This is a genomic window from Staphylococcus pettenkoferi (assembly GCF_002902685.1).
Taxonomy (GTDB): Bacteria; Bacillota; Bacilli; order Staphylococcales; family Staphylococcaceae; genus Staphylococcus; species Staphylococcus pettenkoferi.
Map to the genome: position 1 here is coordinate 1 of NZ_PPRN01000059.1, position 12,587 is coordinate 12,587.

Annotated in this window: 11 protein-coding genes and 1 pseudogene; 7 read left to right on the forward strand and 5 right to left on the reverse strand. The window is 38.0% G+C overall.

The annotated features are described in order from the left end of the window. Positions 1-269, forward strand: a 269-nt coding sequence (locus tag CD126_RS09770) for a DUF443 family protein (RefSeq protein WP_142381366.1), incomplete at its 5' end; no start/stop codon positions are given. 24 nt (positions 270-293) lie between these two features. Next, positions 294-605, forward strand: coding sequence for a DUF4176 domain-containing protein (locus CD126_RS09775; RefSeq protein ID WP_049407828.1), 312 nt, complete (start codon positions 294-296; stop codon positions 603-605). A gap of 61 nt (positions 606-666) precedes the next feature. Here the strand turns inward: CD126_RS09775 and CD126_RS09780 are convergent, their stop codons facing one another. Both CD126_RS09780 and rsp read right to left on the reverse strand, forming a co-directional pair. Beyond that, positions 667-1,008: a DUF4889 domain-containing protein gene (locus CD126_RS09780; RefSeq protein ID WP_103370403.1), complete on the reverse strand. Its 342-nt coding sequence runs from the start codon at positions 1,006-1,008 to the stop codon at positions 667-669. Between the two features lie 256 nt (positions 1,009-1,264). Beyond that, entirely contained in the window at positions 1,265-3,370 is a 2,106-nt protein-coding gene (gene rsp / locus CD126_RS09785; RefSeq protein WP_169931268.1) for an AraC family transcriptional regulator Rsp, read from the reverse strand. A gap of 355 nt (positions 3,371-3,725) precedes the next feature. Between rsp and CD126_RS09790 the strand changes: the two genes are divergently transcribed. Continuing rightward, positions 3,726-5,165, forward strand: coding sequence for a sucrose-specific PTS transporter subunit IIBC (locus CD126_RS09790; protein ID WP_103370405.1), 1,440 nt, complete (start codon positions 3,726-3,728; stop codon positions 5,163-5,165). A gap of 134 nt (positions 5,166-5,299) precedes the next feature. Here the strand turns inward: CD126_RS09790 and CD126_RS09795 are convergent, their stop codons facing one another. Continuing rightward, on the reverse strand, positions 5,300-6,241 hold the full coding sequence (locus CD126_RS09795; RefSeq protein WP_049407823.1) for a magnesium transporter CorA family protein: 942 nt from the start codon (positions 6,239-6,241) through the stop codon (positions 5,300-5,302). Between the two features lie 68 nt (positions 6,242-6,309). Next, a complete protein-coding gene (locus tag CD126_RS09800; protein ID WP_103370406.1) occupies positions 6,310-6,927 on the reverse strand; it encodes a TetR/AcrR family transcriptional regulator C-terminal domain-containing protein in 618 nt (205 codons plus the stop codon). 170 nt (positions 6,928-7,097) lie between these two features. On the opposite strand from CD126_RS09800, the gene CD126_RS09805 reads away from it, so the two are divergent. The 4 genes from CD126_RS09805 to CD126_RS09820 all read left to right on the forward strand — a co-directional run bounded on the left by CD126_RS09805 (position 7,098) and on the right by CD126_RS09820 (position 11,246). Next, positions 7,098-8,387: a YhgE/Pip domain-containing protein gene (locus CD126_RS09805; RefSeq protein ID WP_103370407.1), complete on the forward strand. Its 1,290-nt coding sequence runs from the start codon at positions 7,098-7,100 to the stop codon at positions 8,385-8,387. Between the two features lie 415 nt (positions 8,388-8,802). Further along, positions 8,803-10,056, forward strand: a complete 1,254-nt coding sequence (locus tag CD126_RS09810; protein WP_049407820.1) for a copper resistance CopC/CopD family protein — start codon at positions 8,803-8,805, stop codon at positions 10,054-10,056. A gap of 12 nt (positions 10,057-10,068) precedes the next feature. Beyond that, positions 10,069-10,659, forward strand: a complete 591-nt coding sequence (locus CD126_RS09815; RefSeq protein ID WP_049407819.1) for a YcnI family copper-binding membrane protein — start codon at positions 10,069-10,071, stop codon at positions 10,657-10,659. A gap of 167 nt (positions 10,660-10,826) precedes the next feature. Continuing rightward, positions 10,827-11,246, forward strand: coding sequence for a DUF2871 domain-containing protein (locus CD126_RS09820; protein ID WP_103370408.1), 420 nt, complete (start codon positions 10,827-10,829; stop codon positions 11,244-11,246). 306 nt (positions 11,247-11,552) lie between these two features. Here the strand turns inward: CD126_RS09820 and CD126_RS12520 are convergent. Continuing rightward, positions 11,553-12,392: pseudogene (locus CD126_RS12520) on the reverse strand (SA1320 family protein); the annotation flags it as partial. Positions 12,393-12,587 lie beyond the last annotated feature (195 nt).

Genomic DNA, 12,587 nt, shown 5'->3' on the forward strand with positions numbered 1-12,587 from the left:
TAAATAAGAAATTAAAATTAAATTACCAAACGTTAGAAACGAAATATTTTCATATATTACCTACTATATTACATATTACTTTGTTGATTATTTCTTATGGACTTTTTTTATTTTTATTAATAGGAGTGGCTGATATCTTTATTTCAGATGATTCTCAAAACATAATTTTGTTTATATTCTGGGTTTATATTACAATGTGTTTTACTTTTATTAACTGTGCAGTATTTTCTAAGAATAAAGTATATGCTTGGCAAAAGAGAAGTAGATAATTTAAAGAAAATAGGAGGGTTCTTATGCTACCAATCGGTTCGATAGTTTATTTGAAAGAGGGAAGTCAAAAATTAATGATTATAAGTAGAGGTACAATATTAGAGAGTAATCACAAAAAAGAATTATATGACTACTGTGCTTGTACCTATCCTTTAGGAGTATATGATGACGAAGCATTTCATTTTAATGAAGAAAATATTGATAAAATTGTATTTAAAGGTTATGTAGATGATGATGAAATTCGCTTTCAAGAAATTTATGAAGATATGGTAAATAAAGTAGGTAATGATGTATTAAAAGGTAAAACAGAAAAAAGAATAGAAGGGTTAAATTAAGTATATAAAAAGATTAGAAGACGACCAAAGTGATTTTAAACTCACCATGGTCGTCTCCTATTTACATACCATCCATATGCATTTTATGAATCTTCATCATTAATCCGTGTGGCACATCGTCGTGTTTTACGACTTTCATTTTAGTGAATTTACCATCATCTTTAGACTTAGATAATTTCACGAAATCACCTTTTTTAGGTGAGAAACCAGATTCTGATGGGAGTTTCACATCTTTTGTTACTTTATGTGTTTCTTCACTGACGATTTTTTCAGCTGTCGTATCATCTTTCATGTAACCATAATATGTTTCTTTCTGACCTGACACGAACATGATAATCACGAAGATAATACACACGATGATCATAATCGCACTTAGCGTTATAGCGAGTCCTTTACCTTTCACCTTAAAATCTCCTTTTTAAATCGTTTTAACTTCTTTATATCGAAATTTGCAGGTGTATGCAATGATTTGTACTTTCTCTAAACACATTTTCGCTACAAACTGTAACAAAATTGACGTAATCATTTATTGTTAGTAGAAAAAAATATCGATCTCAATAACGCAGTAGTTGACTGTATTTAAGAAAGCTAACGCTATCTCAAATACTAGTCAATCTTGCGAGAATAAGACCACGAGATCAAGATTAATGTCTCATTTCCTATCGAGGAGGGAAGATACGAATATATTTAATTTCGTCCTTATAAAGCTCAACAATTTGATCTTCTTCACGGTTGAAATCACAGCTGACCAGTTCAGATTTAGGTGTGTTACTCAAACGCATGTGCTTAAGAATCTCATCATCAATCAACGTGTGTTGAAGTTGCTCTGGTAGCGCATCATCGATAAAGCCATGGTCACGATTGAGCGTCTGTGTAAAGCGGAGTGACGCGCTATGATATGGATTAATAAGTTTGAAACGCTGAACGTTTGTACTCAAGCGGCGCTGCTTCAAGGTATTAAACAATAAGAGGTGGATCGTTTCACCTTGTAAGCCGATTAAATAATTGGAATGGAAGTGTACCGTTGTGTTTACGAATGGTTTCAGAAATTGATAAATGTGCGTTATGGGCTTCTGAATACCATGATGGTTGAGAAGGGCGACAGCTGAACGCGACGAACTTTTTAAATCGAAACTCACGCTAATCCCTCGTGCTAAGAGCTGACTTACGTAGGTAATCATTTCAGAAAGATGCACTTCAGTCGGATTATGCGCATTGATAAATTGCAACTTCGTGATATGTTGATGGATCCATTGACCACTAGAAATATCCAATACACGCGAAAGTGTATCGAAGTAGTCAATCGGTGTTTTGCAATGATGAAACGAAGAATGGAGTTCTTGCAGTAACGTCAACGTTTCACTTTGGTCAACACTAATGAAGTAATAGTCACAATTTAGCTTCTTCAAATCATCGGCTGCTTGTTTAATCCCCTCGACTTGTTTAAGCCAGTCTTCAAGTTTCAATGCAAATTGAATTTGAGGATAGCTTTCTCTCAAACTTTTAATAGAATGTTCAATGTCACACTGCGCCATTTCACTCGCATCATAAATCAGCATCAACTTCACATGATGATCCGCTGATAGATAACTCGGCTTGTACAAGTACAGTTGCGCAATGAGCGATTCTACACCCTGAACTTCTTCTGGTGTGTGTAAGGTGAGAGCGAAACCGATATTTTGGTTAAAATGTTTATCGATATATTTTAACAAGAGTGGGCGTTGTGCCTCGCTAAAGATAAGCGGTTGTGCTTCCTCAAGTATAATGTAAGGGTTCGTCAATGAAGAAAGTTGCATATTCTCTTCATTAATAAAGATTTGACTAAATAAATCGTTCAAGTCCTTAACATGGATGAATGTCTTAAATGATTGCGTTTCCTGTGCGTTCAGTGAACTTGTTAAATTGATCGTCGTATAATTGAGCATTAACGGTTGTTCTGTAGCAGCGCGCTTTATGAACTCATGATATACATTTGGGCGGACCTTACTCACGTGGATTGTCATATCTTTAGCAATCGCATGGCGTGACCGAAATTGATGTGGGGGTAGGCCTATCATCTCTTTAAAATGACGCGTAAAGTTATTAACTGTATGATACCCAAGTTGCTCAGCTACGTGTGCTAATGAGTGTTTCTCAGAGAGCAGTGGTTGGAGCGAAAGTGCTACTTTCAAACTTGAGATATAGTCTTTAAACGAGATGTGCAGTATTCTCTTAAATAGTAAAGAAATGTATGAGGACGACACGAAGAAAGCTTGAGAAATCTCTCCGATAGTCACGTTCTTCTCAGTACGGTCATTAATGTACTTTATAATTTGATTAAGAGTGCTATGATTCGTTCGCACATGAGGAAGATAGGGATAATTGTAGTTAATGAGGGTTTCGCGCTTTAAGATAGATAACATCTCTTCAAGCAGTTTCTGATTAGAAGCTTGTTGATCAGTTTGTGGGCGAAACATCTTAAGAATTAAATATTTCAAATAGTCATGATTCTGTAGTAACGAATTATCGAGATAAGCATTCAGTAACTTTGGATAGATAGACAAGAGGTAATTTAGCGGAAGGGTTAACTCCACGACTTGGTGTCCTCGTTCAATTTGATATAAGTCTCCGTGGTTAATGATGAGGATCTCTCCTTCATTAATATAAGCCGAACCATTTAAATAGTATTCTAATTCGCCGTCGAGAGAGAAATAGAGTTTGATGCAGTTCAGACATCGCTGTTGAGGTCTTTCAATGGTATCATGGATGTGTAAAGTAATTTCCATATTCTGTTCTCCTATTATAGTTATTCGGTTAAACTCAAGTGAAGTTAACTTATTATATAACATTTTTGAGTATTTCTTAATACTTAATAGCGATTTTTTTACTAAAAAGACTACTTAATTGCGCAAATTTGACTAAGCAGGTAAAAATGTTGGAGTGAAAGTTAAAATTATGAAAGTTTACTAGAAAAAATCAGCGCATTTTAAACAACGGCAGATTAAAATACCATACTGCAACCCACAACTTACGCACAAATCATTTGTGACAATACTGAAAAAACAATTGCTTTCATGATTGGAACCGGTTACAATCAAGATAAGAAGATTATGGAACCGGTTCTATAAAGGAGTGACAGACATGAGTTACAAACAATCAGCTAAAGAGATATTACAAGCAATCGGTGGGGAAGAGAACCTTGAAGCGATGGCCCATTGTGCGACACGTCTACGCCTCGTACTGAAAGACGAAAGTATTGTGGACGAGAAAGCGTTGGGAGAGATGGATGTCGTCAAGGGCACATTCTCCACTGGTGGACAATATCAAATTATCGTAGGATCAGGCACGGTTAATAAGGTATTTGCAGAGTTAGAGAAACTCACAGGTAAGGAAGCATCCACAACTTCAGAAGTGAAAGATCAAGGCAATCAACATATGAATCCGTTACAACGTTTCGTGAAGATGTTATCTGATATCTTCGTGCCAATCATCCCTGCTATCGTAGCGGGCGGTCTCTTAATGGGACTTAACAATATATTGACAGCCCCAGGATTATTCTATGATGGTAAGTCATTGATTGAGGTGCATGATCAGTTCAAAGGTCTCGCAGGAATGATTAATATCTTTGCGAATGCGCCGTTCACTTTACTTCCTATATTAATAGGATTTAGTGCAACTAAGCGCTTCGGAGGTAACCCATTCCTAGGTGCAGCGCTAGGTATGATACTCGTTCACCCAGAATTGATGAATGCCTACGAATATCCGAAAGCGATGGAAGCAGGCAAGGCGATTCCGCACTGGGATTTATTTGGCTTACATATCAATCAAGTAGGCTATCAAGGTCAAGTGCTACCGATGTTGGCAGCTTCCTATATCCTAGCGAAATTAGAACGTGGATTGCGTAAAGTTATTCCGACCGTACTCGACAACTTACTGACACCACTGATTTCAATCTTCGTTACAGCCTTTGTCACTTTCTTATTCGTTGGTCCAATCACTCGTACACTCGGTTATTGGTTATCAGACGGTCTGACTTGGTTATACGATTTCGGTGGGGCAATCGGCGGATTGATCTTTGGTTTCTTCTACGCTCCAATTGTTATCACAGGTATGCACCACAGTTTCATCGCGATTGAGACCCAATTGATTGCCGATAGTTCACAAACAGGCGGCTCATTTATCTTCCCAATCGCAACGATGTCTAACGTGGCTCAAGGTGCAGCCGCATTGGCCGCTTTCTTGATTGTGAAAGAGAACAAGAAATTGAAAGGGGTCGCATCTGCAGCAGGTATTTCAGCATTGCTCGGAATTACTGAACCAGCGATGTTTGGTGTTAACCTTAAACTTCGCTATCCATTTATCGGGGCGATCATTGGCTCAGCTTTAGGTGCCGCATACATTTCACTCTTTAAGGTGAAAGCCATTGCCTTAGGTACAGCAGGCTTGCCAGGATTTATTTCCATTAGCGCGAAACATCAAGGTTGGTTGCACTATGGTATAGGTATGATCATCGCCTTTGTTGCAGCATTTGCGATTACGTATATTCTTTCTCATCGTAAAAAGTACAAAGATGTCGCTTAACAATTACATTCTTTGCGTAAGGTAAATAGATAGTAATAAAGTAAAATATTGAGATAAAAACAACGCGTTATTTCAGTTCTGTCAATCATACAGAATAGTGAAATAACGCGTTTTTATAATGATGAAGCCATTGGCTAAAACTTTCGTTTCTTCCACAAAAGGGTGCCGACGATTGTAACCAGGATAAGTGACACACCAATAATAATGAGCCATGACACGTAGCTATGGTCGTCGATAGGTAACGGCACGTTCATTCCGAAGAAACTAAAGACGAGTGTCGGTAAAGTCAGGAAGACAGTAAAGAGTGTTAACGTCTTCATCGTATTATTCATTTCATTAGAAAGTAATGACGAGTAAGATGTCGTAATACTTTCAAGGATATTCGTATAGAGCTCTGTCGTTTCGATGGCTTGATTGTTCTCAATAACTAAGTCTTCAAGAAGTTCTTCATCTTCCTCGTAACGATGCATGGCAGGTAGACGGAACAACTTCTTAATAATATTGTCGTTCCCTTTTAACGCAGCCAAGAAGTAAACTAAACTCTTCTCGACTTCCATCAAATTGTATAGTTGCTTGTTCGTCACATTATTCTTCAAACGTTTCTCGATACGTAAACGCGACTTATTGAGCAGGCGCAAATTACGGTTATAGTGATTCGCAATCGTCAGTAGGATATTGAGCGCGAACTGACTGCGATATTTCAAGTTGATTTCACTATCGAAGCGGGCAAAGTTCTCCAGAAACTCATTGTCTGTATCACAAACAGTGAACATACGTTTATTTCCGATAATAATGCCGAGCGGTTGTGTGATAAAAGACAAGACTTTCAAGTTAGAACTATTCACTACGGGTAAGTCGATGATGATCAACGAATAGCCTGTTTCATCGTCATATTCAATACGAGCACTTTCTTCAGAATCCAGTGGATCACGTAAGAAATCCTCAGGAACATTAAACTGTTCGATGAGTTGATCGACCTCTTCACGCTCAGGTTCAATCACATTGATCCAATCCGGATTCTGATTTAACGTTGTTTCAGTAATCTCAGTGGGTGTTTGTGTATATGCTGTAATCATCAGTGACAGCAATCCTTTCTTATGTTAACTACTTTATTAATATTATCTAATAATGAGTCGTGTGACAACTATTTATTTCGATAATCTGAATGCTCGCTGGCCATGAGACGCAGCGGACCATTGTAAACAATCTTAAACAAATAATCGACGACGAGATCAGCACTCGGAGGATTGTCATCTTGAACCCAGTGTTTAATGAAAGAAATCGTCGCACCAGCCACGTAACTGTGGAAATAACTCTTTGGCACACCCGAGATCATATCTTGCTGGGTGATGTGTTTATCCATATTCTTAAACATCGTCTCTCTAATCTTCTCCTCAATATGTGTCGTATGCCCAATGTTGAGTACGACGCGATAGAATTCAAGATTATCACCTATATAATAGAGAATATTGCGTAATATCTTCGTAGCGAATTCTCGCGCAAATGTTTCTGCATCGATATGAGGGGTAAGAAACAAATCGTAATCTAGGGATTGTGAGAGACGTTCGATATATTCGTCTTCGATTTGTTCGAGCAGGTCATATTTATCCAGATAATGTAGATAGAAAGTGCCTCGATTGATATCCGCGCTTTCTGTAATATCTTTAATCGTAATTTTCTCTAGCGTATTATGCTTCAATAAATCGATTAAAGCATATTTAATGGCCTCTTTCGTCTTACGGACACGTCGATCTTCTGTCATAATAACCCTTCTTTATAAGAATTTTTTCGAATAAATGAACAATATACAACACGATGTTGATTAATGTACATATCGGTGTGTATTGCATATTGTAATCTCTTTTACAACTATTATAATAGACAACGTAATTGATATTCAACACAATGTTTAATAAAAGGAGGGCGACAGTGATGAATATTTTAAAAAGTAAATTCTTATGGTTAGCACCCATTGTTATATTAGTTATCCTAGGCATCTTCGCCTTAGCATTCTACCCAGCTTTTAACCCTAAACCTAAAGACTTACCTATCGCAATCGTGAATCATGATAAAGGGACTACAATTCAAGATAAAGAGATAAAAATCGGGGACAAACTTGAAGATAAACTCACTGATAGCGATTCAGACACAGTCAAATGGACGAGCGTCAACAGTGAGAAAAAAGCTAAAGACGGCTTAGAAGATCAAAAATATTACGGTATGATCGTACTTGAAAAAGATTTCTCTAAACACGCAATGAGCAAAACTCAAAAAGTCATCATGGATGCGAAAAAACAAGAAATGCAAGATAAAGTGAAATCTGGAGATATTCCAGCAGACAAAGCGAAACAAATGAACGAAAAAATGCAACAACAAGGTGACAATAACGACATCAAAGTTGAAAAAGCAAAAGTTTACACAACTGTGAATGACGGTGCCAACAAACAAGCATCTCAAATCGCATCACAAGTGCTCAGTGGTGTAGGTGACAACATCAACAAACAAATTACACAACAAGCAACAAGTACACTTGCGAAACAAGATGTGAAAGTATCACCTCAAGACATCAATGACTTAACAACTCCAGTGAAAGTCAAAGACCATAAAATGCATGAAGTGAAAGATCATCAAGGTGGCGGTAACGCACCGTTCTTAATGTTCATGCCAGTATGGATGAGCTCCATCTTAGCTTCAGTATTATTATTCTATGCATTCAGAACAACTAACAACGTTTCAATTGGTAGTCGTATCAAAGCATCATTAGTACAAATGCTCTTCGCAGTCATCACTGCATTTGTAGGTGGTTTTGGCTATGTATACTTCATGTCAGGTGTGCTAGGATTTGATTTCCCTAACACTGTACGCATGGCACTATTCATTTCATTAACTATCCTTGGTTTCATCGCGCTAGTGCTTGGAAGCATGACATTGCTTACTATGGCAGTCGTACCTATCTTCTTCTTAGCAATGTTCTTCAGCATTCAACTCGTGATGTTCCCAACAGAAATGTTACCTAAGTTCTATCAAAAATATATCGTGAGCTGGAATCCATTTACGCACTATGCAACATCTGTTAGAGATATTCTCTACATGAATCACCACATCACATTAAACGGTACAATGTGGATGCTCATCAGCTTTATGATTTACGGTGTCGTTGCGATTCTCGTTGCAACTATTCTTAAAAAACACAGTGATAAACGTACTGAAATTCCATCTTAATAAGTGGTATGATGCGATTTCGGGACTAGGAAACGCTTCTCTCTATAGGGGGAGCGTTTTTTATGTTTGGATGTATTTTTTAGATAGACGAGCGTTTTAAAAGTGGGGGAGTCCGTGAAGGAACTAAAGGTGGATGACATTCTCGGCACGACTCAATTTATTGAGTGCGTACTTCAATGGAAGCGATATATGACTATTCTTTTTAGACTACGCATATAAATAAAACTTTCACATTTTCACATCATCCAAATCATTCTCTATATAATAGAGGAAACACGTCACACTTTTACCTAAAACAGTAAGCAACCCAACCCTACAGATGTGGACAATCAATGACGAATTAGAATTACTATTGTGTTAGGCACACCAATTTAATATCATTGAACAATGACATATTATCACTAGGAGGATTGCGATGAGATGGATAGTTACACATATACATAAAATGACACTCGTTCTCATCATGGGTCTCATCATTACATTATTGAGTGTGTCTCAACCAGTGTCTGCCCACGCGACACTCGAACAAGTGCAGCCTGATAAAGATGCAGTAGTGAAACAGTCACCTGAGAAGATTACGATGACCTTCAACGAACCGGTGCATACGAAACACTCGGGTATTACACTGTATGATGATAAAGGTAAAGAACTTGAGCAACTCGAGCCAAACGAAACAGGATCATCGAAGAAATTAACGTTTAACGTTGATCATTTAGATAAAGGAACACATCAAGTGAAGTGGCATGCCATTTCAGCCGATGGGCACGAAGTTGGCAATAGTTACAATTTCTCAGTGAAAGAGAAGACAGCAGATAAGGTCGACACGACACCGCCTTGGTACGCACAACCGAGCGTATGGTTTGGACTCGTGCGTTATCTCGCAGAAGGCAGTGTAATTGTTTGCGTAGGACTTTATCTCGTGAACCTACTCGCACGACGTCGAGGTTTACGCAGTTATTCCATCTTACCTCAACAACCTGCCGTCGCATGGTGCGCCATGATGATGATGGGCTTAAGTGCATTACTCTATATGATGACACTATCTTCAGATGTCGTTCAAGATTTAATTTCCTTGAACAAAGCCACGTTGATGCAATCACCATTTATACTGTCAGCTATCGCCATTATCGTCTTCCTATACTTATGGACGCTAAGACACATGCATCAAAGTTGGTATACACTCGTACCACTTGTCATTCTTATAGCACTCAGTATGTCTGGCCATGCGTGGAATCAGCATATCGCATTATGGTCCATTGCCATTCGCGTATGCCATTTATTAGGCATGTCATTATGGTTAGGAGCGCTCGTGTACTTGGTCATTGATGCATGCCAGTCTACACATCGACAATCTGTGCCACACGTGAGAGCCTTTTTATTCAAACTCAATATGAGCGCAGTTGCACTTCTCATCGCTTCAGGCGTACTCATGTTCTTTGACCAAACGCATCTCTCAGTCTTATGGTCCGAAGTTCAAACGTGGAGTTTATTACTGATTGGTAAAATTATTCTCACTATCTTAATGATGGCACTTGGTTTGTACCAAACAGTTCGGGCACTAGGCGCACAAGGTCGAGCAAAGAAAGGGCCGTTATATACAGAATTGCTTATTGGCATCGTGCTTATCTTACTCGGTGTCATTATGAGTCAAATAAATATTCCAACTTAAAGGAGGATTATGATGTTACGTAAAATTATCGCGACGATGATTACAGGCGTTATCGCCTTAAGTCTCGTGTCAGTGGTTCAAGCACATGTGACATTAAACCCTGATACGAGTGAACCTGGTTCTTATGAAAAATATGATGTACGTGTACCAGTTGAGAAAGACGCGAATACAAATAAAATTGAACTCGAAGTTCCAAAAGGTGTTGAAGTCGTAGGTGTAGCACCCGACGCAACGTTCGATCATCATTTTACGAAAGATAAAAAAGGTAATATTGAGAAAATCACATGGACAGCAAAGAAAGATGGTATTGGTCCGAATGAATTTATCGATTTACCGATTCAAGTTGCCAATCCGGACAAAGAAGGCGAGTTTAGCTGGAAAGCCTATCAAACTTATGACAATGGCGATGTAGTGAAATGGACTGGTGACGAGGATGCTGAGACACCTGCACCAGTAACGAAAGTGAAGAAAGGTGCAGCGCAGGACGATAACGGTGAGGATGATGCGAAAGCAGATCACGCACCAGTAAGTCTATGGATTCTTTCCATTGTGGCAATTATCTTGTCCCTCGTAGCAATTTTTAAGAAATCACGTAAATCATGATAGAATAGAAGTGATAGAGAAAGAGTGAGAAGCGGGCATTCAATATGTAAACGCTGTGAGGTGAATCGCTGAAGTTAGGGCTGAATGAAATTTAGCGGAGTTCGGCGATTCCTCAAGCAAGAGGGGGATATTGTACACCGCTCCTTTCACTTGAAGGAGGACTGATTATGCGCAGAGTCTTATATGCGTTCTTATTCTATACGGCAATTGGTTTGTTCAGTGGATTCTACTACCGAGAACTCACCGTTGCACATCACTTTACCGGCGACACACAACTCGTCGTCGTCCATACACATACACTCATCCTAGGTATGATGATGCACTTACTCTTACTTCCACTCGTAAAAGTATTTAAATTAAGTTCCTATTATTTATTTAATTGGTTCTTTATTATTTACAATATCGGCATCATCGTTACAGTCGGCATGATGGCAGTTAAAGGAACATACCAAGTTATCGGTTTGCACGTGCCCGAATCATTCGCAGGCTTTGCCGGTATCGGTCATACCATTATTACTGCAGGGTTCGTACTCTTATTCTTCTTATTAAGAAAAGCCATTATTAAAGATCCAGTTAAGAAAGATTGAGTGTTCTAGCTCAAGACAGTCGCGCGAGTTGTATGGTTGATTTGGAAAGCTTAGTGTTCTAATTATAGACAATAATGCGAAGCGAACGATTGAGTTGAAAGGCTGAGGGCTAGGCGGTTGTGCTTAGTGGAAGTTAAGGCTCATTCGAAGTGAGAGAAGAGGTTTTGAGAAGAATTGAATCCTCGTCTTAAGTGTTAAGCAAACGCAAAAGTAGAATAAACTAGAGTAAAAGGAGTGACGTGGGTCACTCCTTTTTGTGGTGGGGAAGATGAAATAGGATGATTATTGCGCGGGGAATGGTACAATCTAGTAAACCGCCAACTTTTCGAGTTGATCTTTAACAACTGTCATATTATCCCTAAGTAATTGAGCTGATTGATCCATAGCTCTAATCGCTTCGCCCCCATTCTCATTTAACCCATTAACGACTACTTCGAATTATTGAGCCATTTGGTCGAGGCGGCCTTGAGCTTGAGAGTTCAAGATAAACATATCATCATAATGAGTTGGCTCAAACATCGTATTTACTATAAAAGGTTTCATATTTTCTACAATATCATCAAGATGATTAGATAAGATAGGTGAAACTTGTAATAAATCATGAAGTAAAGTAATCCAATTTCCGATGTGTTTTTCGAAACTGTCTAAGGTTACCTTAATACTATGTACAGCAATTCCGCAGAATGTTATTTTACTTAATAACTTTTTATCTGCTTGCTCGAGCGTGCTTTTTATTTGTTTGATGCCCATATTGAGTGCATGAAAGATATCTATTAGTGTTTTTGCTACTTCTACTATAGGTCTGAAGTACTCGTTATAATTATCCTGTAAAGTCTCCCCTAATCTTTCAAAGCCTTTATTAATATGATCTTTAAGAATAGACATTTTACGTGTTAGATATTGAGAAGGTTGCATCTGTCCATAAACCATGTGAAAGCTACTGGAAGAAATATTGAGATTACCATCTAAAATTGTGGCATCCTGATGTTGCATAATCGATTTTATATCTCCTATTTGTTGGCCATAAATATCATTCTGTTGTTGAATTTGTTGAATATTATTATTAACAATATTAAGGTGTTTCATCATTTCTTCTGAAACACCATCTTCAAAGTCATGGTCAATATTTTTAAATATAGCCTTAATATCTTTATCTATATTATCGTGACGGATTGTAATATTAAGTGCAACACCCAAAAAATTTCATAAAAAATGCCCATAATTGGCACTTTGTTGTAAGATGTTAATACACTACTAAAAACAAATACAAGGGAGTGCCAATATGAGCTATTTACATCTTACTATATATGAGCGTTCAAGTATAGAGACACTGAGAAAAGA